Here is a 19850-nt window from a genome sequence, read left to right as displayed (position 1 = left end):
GAGCGCTCACATCTTGGTCTGCCCCACCAATGGCGTGATCTGACGCCGCTTGAACACCGCCTCCCGCCAGGTGATGAAGCTGATCGCCCCGATGATCACCAGCGCCCCCACCAGCACCCAGGCATCGGGCTGCTCGCCAAAGGCCAGCCAGCCCAGCAGCACCGCCCAGACCATCTGCAAAAAGCTCACCGGCTGGGTCACGGTGACCGGCGCGGCCTTAAACGCCAGCGTCATGGTGTAATGGCCCGCCGTGGCAAAACAGGCCACCGCAAACAGGATCACCAGCTCTTCAAACGTGGGGGTCACCCAGACCGACAGCGCCAGCGGCGCAAGCCCGATGGTGACCGTGACAGACAACATGCCGACCACCACGGTCGGGCTCACTTCCTCACTCAGCTTCTTGGCAATCAGATAGCCCCCGGCAAAGCCCAGCGCCGTGAACAGCATGGCAAAATGCCCGGGGCTCAGCTCGCGAAATCCAGGCCGCAGGATGATCGCCACGCCAATAAGCGCCACAATCACCGCCGCAATCCGGCGAAACGCCAGCTTTTCTCCGAGGAACAACGCCGCGCCCAGCGTCACATAGACCGGTGAGAGATAGTTCATCGCCGTCACCTCGGCGATGGGTATCCGCGCCATGGCAAAGAACCACGCCACCACGGCCCCCGTGTGCAAAACGCCTCGCAATGTGAACAGCCCCACCTGTCGGCGGCTCAGCTTGGCCGCCAGAATGGGCCGGATCATCGGGATCAGAAACACCACGCCCAACGCATAGCGCAGAAAGGCCGTCTCAGAGGCGGGCAGCCTTGTGCCCACCAGCTTCACCAAAGCCGTCACCGCCACAAAGCAAAGCCCCGTGGCCAGCATCCAAAACACGCCTTTCAGCGGAGACCCCGCCTCCGCACCTGTCTGAGCTGCATCTGTCATGGCCTCACTTAGGCACGCGCTGCCCCAAGAGTCGAGATAGCAAACAGGTTAACCTTCAAAACTCCGTCATCTGCCCGCGAGCCTCTTGCGCCAAGGCAGCCCCGCCCCCACTCTTGGCCCGGCCCTGCCCGTGGTCAGCCCGTTGACCCCGGCATTTGATGCAGCCCGTTTACAAAATATTGGGACGCGCGGCCTAAACCATAGCTGCTGGAACAAGGTGGTCTTTTTATGCGTTCTAAACAGTCTCTTCCTCCTGCCGTGCGCCTGTCGCTCAAACGCGGCCTGATCGCGGCCAGCATCGTTGGCCCGCTCCTGACCTTCATCAACCAGTGGCCCGCGCTTTTTGGCGAAGCCACCTTTGATCCTCTGGCCGCCTGCCTGACCGCCGTAATCCCCTTCTGCGTCAGCAGCCTGTCGACCTATTTTGCGCAGCCCAAAGCGCGCCCCAGCGAGGAAACCGAGGCAGAGCGCGCGCCGGAGATTGAGATCCGCACCGTGGTGGAAGAGCGCACCGTCTATCCGGACGGCCTGCAGGACGCCACCGCCCGGGTCGAGACCATCCGCAACAACGCCTCCAACGTGAACCGCACCTCCCGCGAACGGGTGGAGTTCATCTCCAACCTCATCGCTCAGGCCGAAAGCCTCGGCGTGGTGTTTGACACCCTCAGCGAAGGCGCCAACCGCGCAGCCCAGAAAGCCGCGCAGGTCGGCAATTCCGTGCGCGATGTGACATTGGAGGTGGACGGCTTTCTGGATCTGACCACAGACACGACCCAACAGATCACCCACATCGCCACCCCGGTGGCAAAGATCGAAACCACCCTTGCGGAGGTCGGCAGCGCTTCCGAAGCCATTCGCGGGCTGGCCGACCGCATCCGCCTTCTGGCGCTCAACTCCGGCATCGAGGCCGCCCGCGCCGGCGAGCAGGGCCGCGGCTTTGCCATCATCGCCGGCGAAGTGCGCGAGCTTGCCGATATGGCGGATGCGGATATCTCCCGCATTCTGGAGCGCATGGAAGGGCTGCAACAGGCGCAGGCCGATCTGTCTGAAACCGTTGGCAAAGTCGCCATCGCCGCCGAAAAGAGCCTTGAGCGCGGCGAGGCCTGCCGCACCCTGACCCGCTCGATTCAGGAAAACATCGACGGGCTGGTCGCCAATATCACCGCCAGCAGCGAAGAGACCCGCCGCCAGCTTCCGCTCTATTCCGAGATTGTCTCCGAAATCCGCAGCATCAAAGACAACACGCAAGCCGCGGTGCAGGGCTCACAGAAAAACATCGAACTCTGCGGTGAGGCTCTGAGCCTTCTGGACATGGCACCTGCACCTCAAGGCCAGCCGCTTCCTCAGGCCATGTAAGCCCCGGCCTTCCCTCCAAAGGGCGCTGCCCCTTAAGGCAGTGGGATAAACTCCTCCGTGTCCCCCGGCGGCAGCTGAAAGCGCCCATGCGCCCAGTCCCCAGCAGACCAATCTGCCTTGGCGGCCTCAATCTTCTCTTTGCTGGAGCTGACAAAGTTCCAGGAAATATAGCGCGGCCCGTTCATCGTCGCCCCGCCCAGCGCCATCAGCCGCGCGCCCTGCGGCCCGGCCACCGCCGTGATCGCATCCCCGGGGCGAAACACCATCATCTGCCCGGGCTCAAACACATCTCCCGCGATCTCCACCGCGCCCTGCAGCACGTAAAGCCCACGATCCTCATGATTGTCCGGCATCGGCAGCTTGGCACCGGGCTGTAGCACCACATCGGCATAAAAGGTCTCAGACAGCATCGTCACCGGCGCACGCGCCCCCCAGGCATCCCCAAGGATCAGCCGCACCTCTTTGCCCTCGCCTTCCAGCACCGGCAGCGCCTCTTTGCCGTGATGCTCAAACATCGCCGGATCATCCTCGCGCTCCTCCGGCAGGGCAATCCAGGTCTGAATGCCAAACAGGGAACTCGGCGATTGCCGCGTCATCTCACTGGTGCGCTCTGAATGGGTCACGCCATTTCCCGCCACCATCCAGTTCACCTCTCCGGGGTAAATCATCTGATGGGTGCCAAGACTGTCGCGGTGCTCAAACTCCCCGCGATAGAGGTAGGTCACCGTGCCCAAACCGATATGGGGATGCGGGCGCACATCTATGCCCTGCCCGGTCAGAAACTCCGCCGGTCCCATTTCATCAAAGAAAATAAACGGCCCCACCATCTGGCGCTTGGGTGCTGGCAAGGCGCGGCGCACCGAAAACCCGCCCAGATCACGCGCACGGGGAATGATGACGGTTTCAATGCTGTCCAGCGTCGCAGCATCAGGGCAAGAAGGCTCAAGGGCGGGGTTCCAACTCATGGCGGGTCTCCTCAGACAACAGCTGCCACAAACCTAGCCGCAAACCGCCTTGCGACAAACCGCGACCCGCGCACAGTCTCTGTGCAGCCTCGGCGCAGCGCTGGCGCCTCCCACGCCAGCCCGCCTTCTCATTCCCCAAATATCCCGGGTGAAGCCCCAACCTGTTGGGGCGAGGGCAGCGCCCTCAAACACCGGCTGCCCCTACATGCCCCAGATCAGCTTGGCGGCAATCGCCCACATGGTCATCCCCACCAGCACATCCAGCACCTGCCAGGCGCGTGGATTGGTGAACAGCGGACGCAACAGCCGCGCCCCAAACCCCAGTGAGAAGAAAAACGCAAAGCTCGCCACCGCAGCTCCCAGTCCAAAGGCCCAGGTGGGTGTGTATTGCGCCGAAATCCCCCCAAGCAGCACCACCGTGTCCAGATAGACATGCGGGTTGGCCCAGGTCAGCAGCAAACAGGTGGTGACAGCCGCCCCAAGACTGCCCACTGTGCGGCCCTTCTCTTCCAGCGCATCGCCGCCCTTCATGGCCGCGCGGAAATTCATCGCGCCGTAAACAAACAGGAACGCCGCTCCTGCATAACGCACAAAATCCAGCGCGCTGGGATTGGCCGCAATCAGCACGCCAAATCCGGCCACACCCAGGGTGATCAGGATGGTGTCAGAGATCGCGCAGGTCAGCACCAAGGGCAGCACATATTCACCCCGCAGGCCTTGGCGCAGCACAAAGGCATTCTGCGCCCCAATCGCCATGATCAGCGAAAATCCAAGCACAAACCCTGCCGCTGCGGGGCCCATAATGCCCGCCTCAATCCCCGTCCCAACGCCTGTCTCAACCATCTGCTGTCCTTCCTGAGCTTGCGGATTGACTAAAGCGCCCTCTAAAATTACTCAAATTAAAACATCTGCCACATCATTAGGGCAACTAATGCAACTCGACTACGCCCATCTCGCCGCTCTTGCCGCGATCCTGCGCACCGGCAGCTTTGAGGCTGCCGCTCAGGAGTTGGGCGTGACCCAATCCGCCATTTCCCAACGGCTGAAAACCCTGGAGGAGCGCGTGGGCATGCCATTGGTGCTGCGCGGCACCCCGTGTGAGGGCACCGAGACCGGCCGCCGTCTGGCCGCGCATCTGGATCAGGTGGGCCTGCTGGAAGGCGCGCTCGCGCGAGATCTGGAAACGCTGTCACCCCGCGTCGCCCGCCTGCGCATTGCCGTAACCGCCGACAGCCTGGCCACATGGTTTCTCAAAGCCGCCGCCGAGGTGCCTGATCTGCTGTTTGATCTGGTGGTGGATGATCAGGATTTCTCCGCAGACTGGCTGCGCCGCGGCGAGGTCGTGGCGGCCGTGACCGCCCATGAGGCGCCCATTGCGGGCTGTGACAGCACACCGCTTGGGGCCATGCGCTACGTCGCCTCCGCCAGCCCGACCTATATGGCGCGCCATTTTCCCACCGGCGTCACGGCAGAGGCGATTGCCACCGCGCCTGTCCTGATCTTTGACGCCAAGGACCGGTTGCAACAGATATGGATGGCCCGGAACCTCGGCGTCACCCCCACACCGCCCAGCCACCGCCTGCCCTCCTCCACCGGCTTTGTGGAGGCCAGCCTGTTGGGGCTTGGCTGGGGCATGAACCCGGAGCCCCTGATCCGCCCGCATCTGCAAAGCGGCGCGCTGGTGCCGCTGATCCCTGACACCACCTATGACACCCCGCTGTTCTGGCAATCCAGCCGCCTGCTCGCCCCCGCACTTGGGGCGCTCAGCAAGGCGGTTCAGCGCGTGGCCAAGCAAACCCTGCCGCCCACATCCCCGCTCACATCGCCATCCACATCCCCGCCGCGCTGACCGCGCATAAAACCAATTTCAATAAAATTTGCATAAATTCCCCGTGCGCCGCGTTGATGTAGTGAGGCACAGCTTTTCCAGCGCCGTTCTCTTGTCGCCAGAAGGCCGCACAGACAGAGAGCGCCCGCGCGGTCTGCCCACCTCGCCCTGACAGTGTCACGCAGACAACCAAAGCGAAGGACTACCAAGATGCAGTTTTTGAAATCCCTCCTGTTTCCCGCCCTCCTGACCGCCACGCTCACCACCGCCGCGATCACGCCCGTCGCGGCCAGCGCGTCGGCCGCCTCAGCCGAAGCCCCGCAGATCACCGCAACAGCAGAGACCACGCTGATCAACAACGCAGGCACCCCCATCGGCAGCGCCAGCTTCATGCAAGGCCCGCGCGGCATTCTGATCTCGCTGTCGGTCGAAGGCCTGCCGCCGGGCAAACACGGCATGCATTTTCACGCGGTTGGAGAATGCGCCCCGCTTGACACTTTCAAAGGCGCCCATGGCCACATCATGCCCGGCAACCTGCCCCACGGCTTCTTCAACGCTGACGGCCCGCACGCAGGCAATCTGCCCAACCTGATCGTTGGCGCGGACGGCACCGCAGAGGTCGAGCTCTATACCAATCTTCTGATGCTTGATCAGGGCGACGGCAAAGTGCTCGATGAGGACGGCTCCACCTTGGTGATCCACGCAAATCCGGACAATCACTTTTCCCAACCCATCGGTGGCTCCGGCGGGCGCATCGCCTGCGGCGTCATCACCGCGCGCTAACCTCCTCCCAGCGCGCAAAACAAAAGGCCCGCAGCTCCCCGCCGCGGGCCTTTTTTACATCTCGGGGACGCAGCCGCTTAGAGCTGTTCCATCACCTCGTCAGAGGCTTCAAAGTTTGCTGTCACACGCTGCACGTCGTCGTCATCTTCCAGCGCGTCGATCAGCTTCATCAGCTTCTGCATGCCTTCCAGATCCATCTCGGTGGTGGTGGTAGGCTTCCAGACAAGCTTGGTGCTGTCAGATTCGCCCAGCGCCGCTTCCAGCGCGTTGGAGACGTCGTTCAGATCGGTGTCTTCACACCAGATGATGTGGCCATCCTCAGAGCTCTCCACATCCTCGGCCCCCGCCTCGATGGCCGCTTCAAAGACAGCATCCGCATCACCCACAGACGCCGGGTAAGTCACCTCGCCCTTGCGGTCAAACATGAAGCCCACAGAGCCGGTCTCGCCCAGATTGCCGCCATTCTTGGAGAAGGTCGAGCGCACGGTGGAGGCGGTCCGATTGCGGTTGTCGGTCATCGCCTCAACAATCACCGCCACGCCATTGGGGCCATAGCCCTCATAGCGGATTTCTTCATAGTCATCCCCGTCACCGGCAACGGATTTCTTGATCGCGCGTTCGATCACATCCTTGGGCACGGATTGGCTCTTGGCCTCTTTCACGGCCAGACGCAGACGCGGGTTCTTCTCCGGGTCCGGGTCGCCCATCTTCGCGGCAACGGTGATCTCTTTGGAAAGTTTGGAAAACAGCTTGGAGCGCGCGGCGTCCTGACGCCCTTTGCGGTGCTGAATGTTTGCCCATTTACTATGGCCGGCCATGGTTCGCCTCCGGGTCTGTTATGGCAGATGTTCTATATCAGGGGTCTCTATACGTCAGAGCGGCCAAAATCCGCAAGCGGCTTGCGTTTCCTGCCCCCCTACGGTTGAGATGATCGCATCACTTTGACCACAGGCGCTTTTCATGACCACCGACCAGATCATCCTCTTTGCCCTCTTTGGCGGCGTGTTTGTCATGCTGCTCTGGGGGCGGTTTCGCTATGATCTGGTGGCATTTACCGCCCTGCTGCTCGGCGTCGTGCTTGGCGTGATCCCCACCAAAGAAGCTTTTTCCGGCTTTGGCCACCCGGCCACGCTGATTGTGGCGCTGGTGCTGATTGTCTCCGCAGGGCTTGTGCGTTCCGGCGCGGTGTTTCTGATCACCCGCACACTGGTGGACAGCGCGCGCAAACTGGGCAGCCACATTGCCATCATCGGTGCCATCGGCGCGCTCTTGTCGGCCTTCATGAACAATGTCGCCGCGCTGGCCCTGCTGATGCCAGTGGACATCCAGACCGCACGCAAGGCAGGCCGCAGCCCCGCGAAATCGCTCATGCCCCTGTCCTTTGCCACCATTCTTGGCGGCATGGCCACGCTCATCGGCACACCGCCTAACATCATCATCGCCTCGATCCGCGAGGATGCGCTTGGCGCGCCTTTCAAGATGTTTGACTTCGCCCCTGTCGGCGGCCTCACCGCCATTGCAGGCCTGCTGTTTGTGGCGCTTATCGGCTGGCGCCTGATCCCGGATCGCGAGGACGCAGGCAAGAAGGTCTCAGACCTTGGCCAATATATCGCCGAACTCACCGTGCCCGCAGACAGCAAGCTCATCGGCAAACGTCTGGCAGAACTTGAGCCCAACGCCGAAGATGCCGATGTGCAACTCCTCGGCCTGATGCGGAGCGGCAAACGGATGTATGGCACCGCGCGCAACAATGTGCTGCGCGAAGGCGACGCGTTGGTGCTCGAAGCCAGCCCCGACGCGCTGGATGAATTTCGCGCAGCCCTCTCGCTTAACTTCTCAGATGAAAAACGCGAGGAGCACCTCAATGCCGCAGGCGAAGGTCTGGACATCATCGAAGTTGTGGTGCCAGAAACCGCCCGCATCGCAGGCAAGACCGCACAGGCGCTTGGCCTTGCGTGGCGCCAAGGCGCGGTGCTCATGGGCATCTCACGCGAAGGCCGCCGCATCCGCAGCCAGATCCGCAAAACCGTGGTGCAGCCCGGCGACATCCTCCTGATCCTCGTTCACAAGGACCGCGGCCCGGATGTCACAGACTGGCTCGGCTGCCTGCCGCTCGCAGACCGCGGCCTTGTGGTGACCGCCAACAGCAAAATGTGGCTCGCCATTGGCCTCTTTGTGGGCGCGGTCGCCGCCGCCTCACTCGGGTTGATCTACCTGCCCATCGCTTTGGGTCTGGTGGTCGTGGCCTATGTGCTCGCCAAGATCGTGCCGCTCTCCGAACTCTATGATCACGTCGAATGGCCGGTGGTGGTCCTGCTCGGCTCCATGATCCCGCTAGGCGCGGCTCTGGACAGCTCCGGCGGCACCGCTCTGATCGCCAACAGCCTTGTCAGCCTCACCGCCGGTCTGCCCGCTTGGGCCGTGCTGACGGTCTTGATGCTCGTGACCATGACGCTTTCCGATGTGCTCAACAACACCGCCACCACCATCGTCGCCGCCCCGGTCGGCATCCAGATGGCACAGGCGTTGGGTGTCTCCGCCGATCCCTTCCTGATGGCGGTGGCCGTGGCGGCCTCCTCGGCCTTCCTCACCCCCATCGGCCACAAGAACAACACGCTGATCCTCGGCCCCGGCGGCTACAGCTTTGGCGACTACTGGCGCATGGGCCTGCCGCTGGAGATCCTGGTGGTCGCCGTGTCGATCCCCGCCATTCTGGTGTTCTGGCCGCTGTAAACCAATCGCCCGGCATAGCCGGGCCGCGCCCGCCCCTCCCCACGGGAGGGCGCTTTGCCAGCGGCGAGCCATAAAGCCACGTGCGTTTTTGGTGGAAAGCGCCCGCAGGCATCTTTCGTCATACATGCGCCCACCCAGGGTCAGGCGCGCCCCTCCGTTGCGCCCTGCACCGCGCGTTGCCTTCACCTTTCGCGCGGCCCGAAAATCGCACCTCCGCAATACCGACGGGATACCGACGCAAAACAGCCCCCGAAAACCATGGTTAACGGAGGCTGTTGCGTGCTGTGAAATATTTGGCTTGTTAGCCGTAAGTCGACACCGCTGTGCCCGCCAGCGCGGCGATGTTCAAAAGGCCACGCACAGTGATAGACGGCGTCACGATATGCGCGCGGTTGCCCATCCCCATAAGGATCGGACCAACCTCAAGCCCATCCGCCACCGACTTCAGAATGTTGCGGGTCGCGCCCGCCGCATCGGTGTTGGAATAGACCAGCACATTGGCTTTGCCATTGAGCCGCCCACCGGGGAACAGACGCTCCCGCAGCTCCGGATCCAGCGCTGCATCGGTGTGCATTTCTCCTTCATATTCAAAGTCATGCTCGGTTTGATCCAGCACATCCAGTGCCCCGCGCATCACCCGGCCGGAGTGGCTGTCAAGGTTGCCAAACTGGCTCCCCGAACACAGCGCAATCTTCGGATCCACCCCAAAGCGCCGCACGTGCCGCGCCGCCGCAATCACCGTCTCCGCGATCTGCTCAGAGGTCGGCTCAATGTGGATATGGGTGTCTGCAAGGAACAGCGGCCCCTTGTCCAGAATGATCAGAGAGAGCGAGCCAATCGGGTGCAACTCATTGTTTTTCAACACATCTGTGACGTAACGCAGGTGCCAGCGATACTCACCAAAGGTGCCGCAGATCATGCTGTCCGCATCCCCGCGCTCCACCGCAATGGCGGCAATCGCCGTGTTGTTGGTCCGCAGGATCGCCCGCGCACTGTCCGGGCTAACACCATTGCGCCGCAGCTTCTGGTGATAGGTGGTCCAATAGTCGCGATAGCGCTCATCCTGCTCCGGGTTGATCAGTTCAAAATCAACCCCCGGCTTGATTTTTAATCCAGCCTTTTCAAGACGATGGCCAACAACTTCCGGACGTCCGATCAACACCGGCGTGTCCACCGTGTCCTCCAGCATCGCCTGCGCCGTGCGCAGCACCCGCTCGTCTTCCCCCTCGGCAAAGATGATCCGGCGACGCGACATGCTGGCAGATTCATAGACCGGACGCATGATCATCGAAGACCGGAACACCTGCGCCTGCAGCTTGTCCTCATAGGCGTAGAGGTCCAGCTCCTTGGTCGCCACCCCGGATTCAATCGCTGCACGTGCCACAGCCACCGCAATGGTCGGCAGCAGACGTGGATCAAACGGCTTTGGAATCAGGTAGTTAGGACCAAATGTCAGCTCCTCGCCTTTGTAGGCCGCGCCCACTTCCGCGCTGGTGGTTTCCCGCGCCAGAGCCGCGATCGCCTCCACACAGGCGAGCTTCATCTCGTCGTTGATCTCGGTTGCACCCGCATCAAGCGCCCCTCGGAAGATGAAGGGGAAGCAGAGCACGTTGTTGACCTGATTGGGGTAGTCCGACCGCCCCGTGGCGATCAACGCCCCTGGAGCCGCCTCACGCGCCTCCTCCGGCATGATCTCAGGTGTCGGGTTGGCCAGCGCAAAGATGATCGGATTGTCCGCCATCTGCTCGACCATCTCTTTGGTCAGAAGGCCCGGACCCGAGACGCCAAGGAACAAGTCCGCCCCTTCCATGGCCTCCATTGTGGTCCGCTTTTCAGTGGCTTGCGCGAATTCCGCCTTCTCCGGCGTCAGGTCGTTGCGCTGCTTATGCACCACGCCTTTGCTGTCCAGCATCAGGATGTTTTCGTGCTGCACACCCATGGTCATCAGCATCTTGAGACAGGCAATCCCCGCCGCCCCCGCGCCCAGCGCCACAACCTTGATGTCCTCGACCTTTTTCTTGGCCACAATCAAAGCGTTATAGGCTGCCGCGGCTGCCACAATCGCAGTGCCGTGCTGGTCGTCGTGGAACACCGGAATGTTCATGCGCTCCTTGCAGAGACGCTCCACCAGAAAGCAATCCGGCGCCTTGATGTCCTCAAGGTTCACCGCCCCAAAGGTCGGCTCCAGACGGCACACCAAATCCGCCAGCTTCTCCGGATCAGGCTCATTCACCTCAATGTCAAAACAGTCGATCCCGGCGAATTTCTTAAACAGAACCGCCTTGCCTTCCATCACCGGCTTACTCGCCTGCGCCCCGATATTGCCAAGGCCAAGCACCGCCGTGCCGTTGGAAATCACCGCAACCAGATTGCCTTTCGCGGTGTAACGCGTTGCATCTGCCGGGTTTTTCTCAATCTCGATACAGGCTTCAGCCACACCAGGGCTATAGGCACGGCTCAGATCGCGACCGGTTGCCATCGGCTTGGTCGCGCGAATTTCCAGCTTACCGGGCTTTGGAAACTCATGATATTTCAGCGCGGCCTCGCGGGCGCGGTCATGATCTTTGGTATTTGTCATTTCTATCTCCCAAGTCCCCTCGCACGGCTTATCGCCGCCCCATCAATCGAGCCATATCCAACATGCGGTTGGAAAAGCCCCATTCGTTGTCATACCAGCCGAAGACGCGCAAAAGCCCGCCCACCGAAACGCTGGTTTCTCGCTCGCTCACAATCAGGGATTCCGGCCGCGCCCGCAGGTCTGTGGAGACCAGCGGCTTGCGCGTCCACCCTAATATTCCTTTGTTTTCCGCCTCTTGGCGCAACAGTGTGTTCACCGCCTCAGCGGTCACTGCCCGCTCTGTCTGGATCGTCAGATCAATGGCTGACACGCTGGCCGTGGGCACACGGATCGCCCGCGCCTCAACCCGCCCTTTCAGATGCGGCAGCACCTTATCAATCATCCTCTGCGCCGAAGTGGTGGTCGGCACCATCGACAAAGCCGCCGCCCGGCTGCGCGCCAGATCGCCACGCGGCTTGTCCACAGTCGGCTGACTGCCCGTATAGCAATGCACCGTGGTCATATGCCCAGAGATCAGCCCGTATTCCGCATCCAGCGCGCGCATCAGCGGCGCCAGAGCATTTGTCGTGCAGGAGGCATTGGAGACAATCACCTGCTCCTTTAGGTCGGCGTCATTGGCGCCAAGCACCACAGTGACGTCAGCCTCATCAGACGGGCCTGAAATCAGCACAGATCGCGCACCCGCCGCCAATCCCCGCTCCGCGATCGCCCGCGTGCCCGCCATGCCTGTACATTCCAGCACCACATCAACGGCGCTGAGGTCGAGCTTGCTAAGATCACTCTGCGCATGAAACGGAACGCGCTTTCCATCCACGATCAGCGCGCCATCAGCGGCTTCAACGCTACCGCGATACGTCCCAAAAACGCTATCATATTCAAAGAGATACACGCAGGTCTCCAGCGGTTCGATGTCATTGATGCCAATGATCTCGATATCGGGATACCCACCTTCTGACAGGATACGCAAAACGGTCCGGCCGATGCGGCCAAACCCATTGATGAAAATACGGGTGCGATCTGCGATCATCTTGCGATCCTGCGAGTCCTCTGGAACGCCAATTGATCCGGTTTGCCGGTCAATTGCCACCCCCAATTCTGCAGAAAAACGACCCAATTTAACCCGTTACCGCTACCACGCGTGGTTTTCTGCGATGCCGTCACGTCACGGCGGTCAACGGAGCTTCATGTGCCGGTTGACGTCTTTGTAGAGCAGATAACGGAACTTGCCCGGACCACCGGCGTAACACGCCTGCGGGCAGAAGGCACGCAGCCACATGTAGTCGCCTGCCTCGACCTCGACCCAATCCTGATTGAGCTTATAAACCGCTTTGCCTTCAAGCACATAGAGCCCATGTTCCATCACATGTGTCTCCAAGAAGGGGATCACGCCGCCCGGCCCAAAGGTCACGATATTGACGTGCATGTCATGGCGCATGTCGTCGGGATCCACAAACCGCGTGGTGCCCCAAGCGCCATCGGTATCCGGCATATGCCCGATGGGTGTGTCCGCATCGCTGGTGACAAAAGCCTCCGGCGCATCAATCCCGTCAACCGCTTCATAAAGCTTGCGAATCCAATGAAACTTGGCGTTTTGCTCCGAGCGATTGGTCAGGCGCCAGTCGCATCCAGCCGGAAGATAGGCGTAGCCGCCTACAGACAAAGTATGATCTTTGCCTTCAATAGACAGAGACACCTCGCCTTCCACCACGAAGACAACGCCCTGTGCGCCCGCCTCAAGCTCTGGCTTGTCGCTGCCGCCACCTGGTGCAACGTCCACAATATAATGCGAGAACGTCTCGCTGAACCCGGACATCGGGCGCGCAATGACCCACACACGTGTGTCGCGCCAGAACGGCAGGTTGGAGGTGACGATATCCGTCAGCGTGCCCTTGGGGATCACGGCAAAACTCTCGGTAAACATCGCCCGATCCGTCAGCAACTGTGTCTGAGGCGGCAACCCGCCCTGCGGTGCGAAATACGGTGTTTTGGTCATGAAAACCCTCCAGAAAAGTCTTGGCCCATCATTGCCAAACTCTCCGCTCAGGCCAATGCAGAAGGCGGGTTTTATGAGCTGAAGGAGTGTTGCGCTTTTCTTGAAAATACCCCGACGCTTTGTGTCCGAAGTTGAAGATCACTCAAATGGTTCGATCAGCTCTGGCCCTGATGCCCGGTTTGAGTTCACCGCGCGATCCACCTGATGAAAGGACAAGAGATCCTCACCTGCTGCTTTCATCAACGTCGCGGCACCGTGCCCCTTCTCCCCAAGCCACAGGCCCCAATCCTCCTCATCAATCACCACAGGCATGCGATGATGGATCTGGGACATGGTCTCATTGGCAGATGTGGTGACAACCGCACAGGTCGCGATGCGCTCCCCTTCAACGCCCCATTCCTGCCAGATGCCTGCAAGCGCCAAGGTCTCTGAACCATGAATATACCAAGGCCAGCGAGTGCCCTCGGAATCCTTGGTCCATTCATAAAACCCCGTCACCGGGATCAAACAGCGCCGCTCCCGACAAGCCGTTCGAAAGGCAGGCTTTTCTGCGATGGTTTCGGCCCGCGCATTGATCAGCAAGGGGCCATCATTCGGGGCTTTGTACCAGCTGGGCAGAAAGCCCCACCGCATGGAGATCAGCTTGCGCCCCGCATCAGCCCCTCCCAAAACCACGTGAATTTGCGTGGTGGGGCAAACATTGTAATTTGGCACCTGCGGCAGGTTGTTGGCCGGGGAGGCCGCAAACATCTGCGCCATGGCGTCATTTGGCAGGGTAACCGCCACACGTCCACACATCAGCGATGGGCCTTCCGCGCCATCTCGATCCGCGCTTCCATCATGGACATGTCCTTCATGATGTCGCGCCGCTTGGTGCGGTCGCCCGTTTCTCGCAACTCTTCCCGCAGCTTCGCCAGCTCACGGGACAAGGACACAAACTCAGGCACGCCCCCGCTTTCTTTCACCAGTCGGTTGATCAGAGCGTTTGCAGGATCTTCTTCCTTCGGCAAAGGCTTTCCCGCCCCTGCCAGATTGTCGAATTCGCCAGCCTCCTCAGCCTCGCGAATTTTCTGATTGATCAGATCGATCAGCGGATGATCCATAACGCCCTCAAAGCAAAACCCCCGCCAGTTTCCCGGCGGGGGTTAGAAACGTCAAGCAATCAGGCGCTTACTTTTTGCTAATTCGGCCATCCAGAGCCGCCGCACCCGCGCCATTCTTCGCCAGATACTCTGCGGTCACATCCGCAAGGTCAGGGCCATAGTCATAGGCGTTTTCAGCATCGCGGAACATTTTGTAGCCATCGCCGCCGTTGCGCACATAGTTGTTAGACACAACACCATACACCTTGGCGAGATCAATCGGCGCACCGCCAACCATCACGTCGCTGATGCGGCTGCCTGCGTCTGCGGCTGCATCAAAGCTGAAGGTCATACCCGCAACCTGCGGGAAGCGGCCTGCACCATCTTCGATTTGGCTCACACCGTTTTCCAGAGCGGCCACAATGGTTTCGCCGGTCACTTGGAAGGTGGACAGAGTGTTTTGGAATGGCAGCACCGTGAGCACCTCACCCATGGTCACTTCACCCGCGTCGATGGACGCCCGCAGACCGCCACCGTTTTGGATCGCGATTTCAACGCCTTGGTCTTTCACACGATCCAGCATCGCGCCTGCAACGAGGTTGCCCATGGCGCACTCGCCTGCCCGGCAGGATCCACGGTCGCCATCAATCGCCGCGTCGGTCGAAGCGACAACACGCGATTTCATCTCCTCAATCGGACCAGCCAGCTCTGCCACGCGCGCCACGATCTCCTGATCTTCCGCCACAGAAGCGTCGAGCAGAATGGTGTCGCCAGTTGCAGCGGTCACATTGCCCGCATCATCAAATGTCAGGGTCAGGTGGCCAACATACTTGGAATACGCATAGGCCTGCACCACTGGCACATTGCCAACCATGGTGGGATAGGCCATCGCGCCTTCTTCGGTGTTGGAGAATTTGGTGTGGGAGTGGCCACCCACAACCGCATCCACGCCAGACACAGCGCCTGCGATCTCCATATCTTTGTTCACACCGACGTGGTTCAGCGCGATGATCTTGGTCACGCCTTCCGCGGTCAGCGCATCCACATCCGCCTGCAGGGCTTCAATCTCGTCCTGGAAGATCACTGCTTCGCCGGGGCTAGAGGTTTCAGCCGTGTCCGTGGCGAGCGCGGAGATGATGGCAACTTTTTCACCGCCAACTTCCAACACCACATGGTTGGTCACTTTTCCGGCAAGAACATCGGATTGGGAGACATCAAGGTTGCCGGAAATCACCGGGAAGGACACACCTTCGACCAATTTGAGCAGGCCTTCCGGACCATCATCAAATTCGTGATTGCCCACGGCCATGGCGTCAAAACCGATCTTCTCCATCATCTCGATTTCCACATCACCTTTGTAGGTCGTGTACATCAGAGAGCCTTGGTACTGGTCGCCAGCATCCAGAACCACGAGGTTCTGACCAGCCAATTCCTCGCGCAACTCGCCAATCTTGGTTGCCACACGCGCATAGCCGCCAAAGCATTTGCCCTCTGCATTGTCCTCTGCCTTGCAGGTCGAGTCATACTTGTTGATCGGCTCGATACGGCTGTGCAGATCGTTGATATGAACAATGTGCAAAGTATAGTCGGCTGCTGCCATACCGGCGGTTACGGCGAGCGCTGCGGCCCCTGTCATCAAACGCGCAATCATGGAGAATCCCTTCTCGTTTTTATCATTCAGTCAATATCGTGCCGCTTAAATGACGCGCATGTCAAAGGTTTAACAAAAGCTGTACAGCTTGACCTTGCGCCCCGCCCGTTGCATGAGCAAGCCATGCTTATTTTCAAGATTTTTCGGGCCGAGGAATGGGCCACTCTGCGCGCCGAGGGCCAAACGGCAGGCGCACCCGTGGATATTGCAGATGGCTTTGTCCATTTCTCGACAGCGGAACAGGCTGCGGAAACCGCCGCCAAACACTTCGCCGGAGAGGAAAACCTGTTTCTGCTTGCAGTTGAGGCTGACACCCTTGGGGAGGATCTGAAGTGGGAGGTCTCTCGCGGCGGCGCCCTCTTCCCGCATCTCTACCGGGCTTTCGCGCTTTCAGATGTCCTCTGGGCACAGCCCCTGCCACTCGTCGATGGCGCGCATCAGTTTCCGGCAGGATTGATCACATGAGCGGTGGCCGTCTTCTTGAAACGCTGGGCATGAAAGCCTTGCGCAGCATTGATCCGGAAACCTCCCATGGTCTGGCGATCCGCGCCATTCAAATGGGCCTCGCCAATGCGCCTGGGCAAATCACCTCACCGCGCCTGCGCACCACTTTCGCGGGCCTTGATCTACCCAATCCCGTTGGTCTTGCTGCCGGATTTGACAAAAATGCCACCGCGCTTTTTGGCCTTGCCAAATCGGGGTTTGGTTTTGTCGAGGTCGGCGCAGCAACGCCTCGACCTCAGCCAGGAAATCCCAAACCGCGCTTGTTTCGCCTGACCGAAGATCAAGCCGCCATCAACCGCTTTGGCTTTAACAACGACGGTATGGAGGCCATCGGCGCGCGCCTGGCACAGCGTCCGAAAGATGCCGTGATTGGCCTCAACCTCGGCGCCAACAAAGACAGCGAAAACCGCGCCGAGGATTTTGCCCGCGTGCTGGCACATTGTGGCGCGCACTTGGACTTCGCAACGGTCAATGTCAGCTCGCCCAACACTGAAAAGCTGCGTGATTTGCAAGGCAAGGCCGCGCTTTCCGCCCTTCTGAGCGGCGTCATGCAGACCCGCGACACCCTGAACCGCAAAATCCCGGTTTTCCTGAAAATCGCACCGGATCTCACTGATGCAGAAATTGGTGAGATCGCAGAGGTGGCTCAGGAAACTGGCGTGGACGCGGTCATCACGACAAACACAACTCTCGACCGTGATGGCCTGGCCAGCGCTCACAAGGGCGAGGCTGGCGGTCTCTCAGGTGCGCCGCTCTTTGAGAAATCGACCCGTGTGCTGGCGCGTTTGTCCGCGTTGACGGACGGCGCTCTGCCACTCATCGGGGTCGGTGGAATTGGATCTGCAGAACAGGCCTATGCCAAGATCTGCGCAGGTGCTTCTGCGGTGCAACTTTATACAGCGCTTGTCTACGGCGGGTTCTCACTTGCAGAGACCATCGTGCGAGAGTTGGACAGCTTGCTGGAACGCGACGGTTTTGCAAATGTCGCAGAAGCTGTTGGAAGCAAACGAAAGGACTGGCTGTGATCACCATTTGGCACAACCCGCGCTGCTCTAAATCACGCCAAACTCTGGCTCTTGTTGAAGAAAAAGGCGACGTCACTGTGCGTCGTTATCTCGAAGACGCGCCCAGCGCGGAAGAGCTTGCCGAGGTTCAGAAACTCTTGGGCGTCAAAGCCGTCGACATGATGCGCACCAAGGAAAAGCGCTTTGCGGAACTTGGCCTGAGCAAGTCTGACGACGACGCCAAATTGCGCGCGGCTATGGCGGAAAACCCGATCCTGATTGAACGCCCGATTGTGCTTAAAGATTACAAAGCCGCCATCGGACGGCCTCCGGAAGCGGTTCTGGAAATCCTCTAAGCTGCTGCGATAGCTGCGCTCAAGCACTTTGAGAGCGCGGGAACTATCCTCGCGCTCAAGCGACACCAATCAGCCAGATTGAAACACTGCGCCGACTTCTGCCTTGATGATCCGCGCAATCAGCGCGCAATCCTCAAGAGAAAACGTCAGCGGGATACGCATATCCACAATGCCCTTCAAGATCCGGTCAGATTTCGGCATCGGCACGCTCGGGGCATAGCGCCAACTGTCGTAACGGGACGTGAAGGCCACGGGCTCAGCGCCACCAAACCACTTCAACTCCACACCGCGCGCACCACAGCGCTTCAGCACTTCGTTGATCTTCTCAACCGACCAATCCAGTAGCAGAAACTGGATCGAGCTGCCCACGTAGCCTTCGCCTTCAGGCCGCTCCACAACAGTCAGCCCGAGCGTATCGCGCAGCCCATCCAAGATCACATCGTGCCGCGCATTCCAGGCCGCGACGCTGTCAGAAAGCTTGCGCAGTTGCGGACGCAGGATAGCGGCGCGCAGGTGATCCATACGGCCGGACACATTTGGCGTGTCATACTTCACGCCTTCGAAGACCTCGGCCTCGGGCACGGCTCCATTGCGACCATAGAGCATGTAGCTACCGGACAAGATGGTCGCCCGCGCCATGAGCTCCGCATCATCACTGATCAGAAAGCCGCCCTCGCCCGAATTCATATGCTTGTAGGTCTGCGTGGAATAACACGCCATCGCCCCAAACCGGCCAGACGGGATGCCGCGCCAGCTGCCGCCCATTGTGTGGGCGCAATCTTCGACGACACGAATGCCGTGTTGGGCGCAAATCGCCATCAGCGCATCCATGTCGCAGATATGCCCCCGCATATGCGAAAGCATCAGCACGTCCGCCTGATCCGCCTTGGCTTCCAGATCGTCGAGATCAATCACCAAGCCTTCGGTCACACCCACAAACACCGGCACAGCGCCCACGCTCGCAATCGCACCGGGAACCGGAGCCAGCGTGAAGGCATTCGTCAGCACTTTGTCCCCTGCGCCAACGCCCATTGCCCGCAAGGCGCAACCCATCGCATAGCCACCCGAGGCCACCGCGAGACAGTATTTCGCGCCCACACTCTGTGCAAATTCCTGCTCCAACAAAGAGACTTCGCCCACCTCCCCTTCGGTCAGGTTGTAGCGATGCAGACGCCCCGTCCGCATAACTTCTACGGCAGCGGCAATCGCCTCCTCAGAGATGGGTTCCTGCTGGGTGAAATTGCCGGTAAAAACTTCGCTCATTGGGGCCTCAATGAATTAGCGCTGCATAAGCATTACGAGAGATCGGATGCCGCCGCAATCAACTGACGGGATCTGCCAGCAGAGTATCCACCACCTGCGGCAATGAAGCGTAGTCATGCAGCAGCGCCTCAGGGTCGAGCGCCGCCATATCCTCTCCACTGGGTCCAAAGGTCACCAACACGCTCGGCACGCGAGCTGCCTTGGCTGTATTGCGGTCTGTATCGCTGTCGCCAACCAGGAGCGTTTTTGCCGGATCGCCTCCCAAACGGCGCGCGGTTTCGATCAAAGGTGCGGGATCAGGTTTGCGCACAGGCAATGTATCTGCTCCGACCAAGGCCCCAAAGGCCTCGCGCACGCCTAGCGCGATCAAGAGCTGTTGGGCCAGCGCTTCAGGCTTGTTGGTGCAAATGCCTACGCCATAGCCAAGCGTTTTCAACTGCTCCACCGCCTCCATCGCACCATCATAAAGCACGGTGTGCTCGGCAATAGCGCCACCGTAAGCCTCAAGCAGAACTGGATAATAGCGATCTATCGTCGCCTCATTCATCGCGCCCATACGTGTGAGACCTTCTGTGAGCATCCGCCGCCCACCGCGCAAAGCAACGCCTGCATCCCGTTCAACGCTTAAAAGGTCGCCATACCCCATGTTCCGAAAACAATGGTTGGCCGCTGCAATCAGATCCCCACTTGTGTCCGCCAGAGTTCCATCCAGATCAAAAACCACTGTTTTCATCCGCTTATCCCTTAAAATGCGCGAGTTCCCGCCCACGGCTGTTACAAGGCGCAACCTGAATTGAAGCTTGTCGGCCTTGCACCCTTCCTGCACT

At 60.2% G+C, this 19850-nt stretch carries 19 protein-coding genes; 7 read left to right on the top strand and 12 right to left on the bottom strand.

Annotated elements, in window-relative coordinates:
• Nucleotides 1–6 precede the first annotated feature (6 nt).
• Nucleotides 7–927, bottom strand: a complete 921-nt coding sequence (locus J7400_RS20790) for a DMT family transporter (RefSeq protein ID WP_209066072.1) — start codon at nucleotides 925–927, stop codon at nucleotides 7–9.
• Nucleotides 928–1155: 228 nt separating this feature from the next.
• On the opposite strand from J7400_RS20790, the gene J7400_RS20785 reads away from it, so the two are divergent.
• Nucleotides 1156–2283 (top strand): methyl-accepting chemotaxis protein, encoded by a 1128-nt coding sequence (locus J7400_RS20785; protein WP_209066071.1) that lies wholly within the window; start codon nucleotides 1156–1158, stop codon nucleotides 2281–2283.
• Between the two features lie 32 nt (nucleotides 2284–2315).
• On the opposite strand, the gene J7400_RS20780 is transcribed toward J7400_RS20785, so the two are convergent.
• Both J7400_RS20780 and J7400_RS20775 read right to left on the bottom strand, forming a co-directional pair.
• Nucleotides 2316–3248 carry a pirin family protein gene (locus J7400_RS20780; RefSeq protein ID WP_209066069.1) on the bottom strand — a complete coding sequence of 311 codons (933 nt, stop codon included), beginning with the start codon at nucleotides 3246–3248 and terminating at the stop codon, nucleotides 2316–2318.
• 201 nt (nucleotides 3249–3449) lie between these two features.
• On the bottom strand, nucleotides 3450–4091 hold the full coding sequence (locus tag J7400_RS20775; protein WP_247738958.1) for a LysE/ArgO family amino acid transporter: 642 nt from the start codon (nucleotides 4089–4091) through the stop codon (nucleotides 3450–3452).
• 88 nt (nucleotides 4092–4179) lie between these two features.
• Here J7400_RS20775 and J7400_RS20770 point away from each other — a divergent pair, with 88 nt between their 5' ends.
• Nucleotides 4180–5097 (top strand): LysR family transcriptional regulator ArgP, encoded by a 918-nt coding sequence (locus J7400_RS20770; protein WP_209066067.1) that lies wholly within the window; start codon nucleotides 4180–4182, stop codon nucleotides 5095–5097.
• Between the two features lie 189 nt (nucleotides 5098–5286).
• A complete protein-coding gene (locus J7400_RS20765) occupies nucleotides 5287–5859 on the top strand; it encodes a superoxide dismutase family protein (protein ID WP_209066063.1) in 573 nt (190 codons plus the stop codon).
• A 77-nt stretch (nucleotides 5860–5936) separates the two neighbouring features.
• Here J7400_RS20765 and J7400_RS20760 read toward each other — a convergent pair whose 3' ends face one another.
• Nucleotides 5937–6677, bottom strand: a complete 741-nt coding sequence (locus J7400_RS20760; protein WP_209066062.1) for a YebC/PmpR family DNA-binding transcriptional regulator — start codon at nucleotides 6675–6677, stop codon at nucleotides 5937–5939.
• Nucleotides 6678–6819: 142 nt separating this feature from the next.
• Between J7400_RS20760 and J7400_RS20755 the strand changes: the two genes are divergently transcribed.
• A complete protein-coding gene (locus tag J7400_RS20755) occupies nucleotides 6820–8592 on the top strand; it encodes an SLC13 family permease (RefSeq protein WP_209066060.1) in 1773 nt (590 codons plus the stop codon).
• Nucleotides 8593–8893: 301 nt separating this feature from the next.
• Here the strand turns inward: J7400_RS20755 and J7400_RS20750 are convergent, their stop codons facing one another.
• The 6 genes from J7400_RS20750 to J7400_RS20725 all read right to left on the bottom strand — a co-directional run bounded on the left by J7400_RS20750 (nucleotide 8894) and on the right by J7400_RS20725 (nucleotide 15896).
• A complete protein-coding gene (locus tag J7400_RS20750) occupies nucleotides 8894–11170 on the bottom strand; it encodes an NADP-dependent malic enzyme (RefSeq protein WP_209066058.1) in 2277 nt (758 codons plus the stop codon).
• A gap of 28 nt (nucleotides 11171–11198) precedes the next feature.
• A complete protein-coding gene (locus tag J7400_RS20745; RefSeq protein WP_209066056.1) occupies nucleotides 11199–12197 on the bottom strand; it encodes a type I glyceraldehyde-3-phosphate dehydrogenase in 999 nt (332 codons plus the stop codon).
• 144 nt (nucleotides 12198–12341) lie between these two features.
• Nucleotides 12342–13163: a bifunctional allantoicase/(S)-ureidoglycine aminohydrolase gene (locus J7400_RS20740; RefSeq protein ID WP_209066055.1), complete on the bottom strand. Its 822-nt coding sequence runs from the start codon at nucleotides 13161–13163 to the stop codon at nucleotides 12342–12344.
• A 138-nt stretch (nucleotides 13164–13301) separates the two neighbouring features.
• Nucleotides 13302–13961, bottom strand: coding sequence for an SOS response-associated peptidase (locus tag J7400_RS20735; protein ID WP_209066054.1), 660 nt, complete (start codon nucleotides 13959–13961; stop codon nucleotides 13302–13304).
• Nucleotides 13961–14266: a DUF1992 domain-containing protein gene (locus tag J7400_RS20730; RefSeq protein ID WP_209066053.1), complete on the bottom strand. Its 306-nt coding sequence runs from the start codon at nucleotides 14264–14266 to the stop codon at nucleotides 13961–13963. Before J7400_RS20730 ends, J7400_RS20735 begins: the two co-directional genes overlap by 1 nt.
• A gap of 67 nt (nucleotides 14267–14333) precedes the next feature.
• Nucleotides 14334–15896, bottom strand: coding sequence for a 5'-nucleotidase C-terminal domain-containing protein (locus tag J7400_RS20725; RefSeq protein ID WP_209066052.1), 1563 nt, complete (start codon nucleotides 15894–15896; stop codon nucleotides 14334–14336).
• Between the two features lie 123 nt (nucleotides 15897–16019).
• Here J7400_RS20725 and J7400_RS20720 point away from each other — a divergent pair, with 123 nt between their 5' ends.
• Genes J7400_RS20720 through arsC form a run of 3 tightly spaced genes read left to right on the top strand, consistent with a single transcriptional unit; the run spans nucleotide 16020 to nucleotide 17760 of the window.
• Nucleotides 16020–16361 carry a DUF952 domain-containing protein gene (locus tag J7400_RS20720; protein WP_209066051.1) on the top strand — a complete coding sequence of 114 codons (342 nt, stop codon included), beginning with the start codon at nucleotides 16020–16022 and terminating at the stop codon, nucleotides 16359–16361.
• Nucleotides 16358–17425, top strand: a complete 1068-nt coding sequence (locus J7400_RS20715) for a quinone-dependent dihydroorotate dehydrogenase (protein WP_209066050.1) — start codon at nucleotides 16358–16360, stop codon at nucleotides 17423–17425. Before J7400_RS20720 ends, J7400_RS20715 begins: the two co-directional genes overlap by 4 nt.
• Nucleotides 17422–17760 (top strand): arsenate reductase (glutaredoxin), encoded by a 339-nt coding sequence (arsC, locus tag J7400_RS20710; protein WP_209066048.1) that lies wholly within the window; start codon nucleotides 17422–17424, stop codon nucleotides 17758–17760. The genes J7400_RS20715 and arsC overlap by 4 nt, the downstream gene beginning before the upstream one ends.
• 69 nt (nucleotides 17761–17829) lie before the next feature.
• Here arsC and J7400_RS20705 read toward each other — a convergent pair whose 3' ends face one another.
• Both J7400_RS20705 and J7400_RS20700 read right to left on the bottom strand, forming a co-directional pair.
• Complete coding sequence (locus J7400_RS20705) at nucleotides 17830–19023, bottom strand: aminotransferase class I/II-fold pyridoxal phosphate-dependent enzyme (protein WP_209066047.1); 1194 nt, start codon at nucleotides 19021–19023, stop codon at nucleotides 17830–17832.
• A 58-nt stretch (nucleotides 19024–19081) separates the two neighbouring features.
• On the bottom strand, nucleotides 19082–19756 hold the full coding sequence (locus J7400_RS20700; protein WP_209066045.1) for an HAD-IA family hydrolase: 675 nt from the start codon (nucleotides 19754–19756) through the stop codon (nucleotides 19082–19084).
• Nucleotides 19757–19850 lie beyond the last annotated feature (94 nt).

The sequence above is a fragment of the Shimia sp. R9_2 genome (genome assembly GCF_017743735.1).
Lineage (GTDB): Bacteria > Pseudomonadota > Alphaproteobacteria > Rhodobacterales > Rhodobacteraceae > Shimia.
This window is presented reverse-complemented; position numbering and strand designations above follow the sequence as displayed.

Coding starts and splice junctions, on each gene's coding strand:
- J7400_RS20790 (WP_209066072.1), bottom strand. CDS start 927: ATGACAGATGCAGCTCAGACAGGTGCGGAGGCGGGGTCTCCGCTGAAA.
- J7400_RS20785 (WP_209066071.1), top strand. CDS start 1,156: ATGCGTTCTAAACAGTCTCTTCCTCCTGCCGTGCGCCTGTCGCTCAAA.
- J7400_RS20780 (WP_209066069.1), bottom strand. CDS start 3,248: ATGAGTTGGAACCCCGCCCTTGAGCCTTCTTGCCCTGATGCTGCGACG.
- J7400_RS20775 (WP_247738958.1), bottom strand. CDS start 4,091: ATGGTTGAGACAGGCGTTGGGACGGGGATTGAGGCGGGCATTATGGGC.
- J7400_RS20770 (WP_209066067.1), top strand. CDS start 4,180: ATGCAACTCGACTACGCCCATCTCGCCGCTCTTGCCGCGATCCTGCGC.
- J7400_RS20765 (WP_209066063.1), top strand. CDS start 5,287: ATGCAGTTTTTGAAATCCCTCCTGTTTCCCGCCCTCCTGACCGCCACG.
- J7400_RS20760 (WP_209066062.1), bottom strand. CDS start 6,677: ATGGCCGGCCATAGTAAATGGGCAAACATTCAGCACCGCAAAGGGCGT.
- J7400_RS20755 (WP_209066060.1), top strand. CDS start 6,820: ATGACCACCGACCAGATCATCCTCTTTGCCCTCTTTGGCGGCGTGTTT.
- J7400_RS20750 (WP_209066058.1), bottom strand. CDS start 11,170: ATGACAAATACCAAAGATCATGACCGCGCCCGCGAGGCCGCGCTGAAA.
- J7400_RS20745 (WP_209066056.1), bottom strand. CDS start 12,197: ATGATCGCAGATCGCACCCGTATTTTCATCAATGGGTTTGGCCGCATC.
- J7400_RS20740 (WP_209066055.1), bottom strand. CDS start 13,163: ATGACCAAAACACCGTATTTCGCACCGCAGGGCGGGTTGCCGCCTCAG.
- J7400_RS20735 (WP_209066054.1), bottom strand. CDS start 13,961: ATGTGTGGACGTGTGGCGGTTACCCTGCCAAATGACGCCATGGCGCAG.
- J7400_RS20730 (WP_209066053.1), bottom strand. CDS start 14,266: ATGGATCATCCGCTGATCGATCTGATCAATCAGAAAATTCGCGAGGCT.
- J7400_RS20725 (WP_209066052.1), bottom strand. CDS start 15,896: ATGATTGCGCGTTTGATGACAGGGGCCGCAGCGCTCGCCGTAACCGCC.
- J7400_RS20720 (WP_209066051.1), top strand. CDS start 16,020: ATGCTTATTTTCAAGATTTTTCGGGCCGAGGAATGGGCCACTCTGCGC.
- J7400_RS20715 (WP_209066050.1), top strand. CDS start 16,358: ATGAGCGGTGGCCGTCTTCTTGAAACGCTGGGCATGAAAGCCTTGCGC.
- J7400_RS20705 (WP_209066047.1), bottom strand. CDS start 19,023: ATGAGCGAAGTTTTTACCGGCAATTTCACCCAGCAGGAACCCATCTCT.
- J7400_RS20700 (WP_209066045.1), bottom strand. CDS start 19,756: ATGAAAACAGTGGTTTTTGATCTGGATGGAACTCTGGCGGACACAAGT.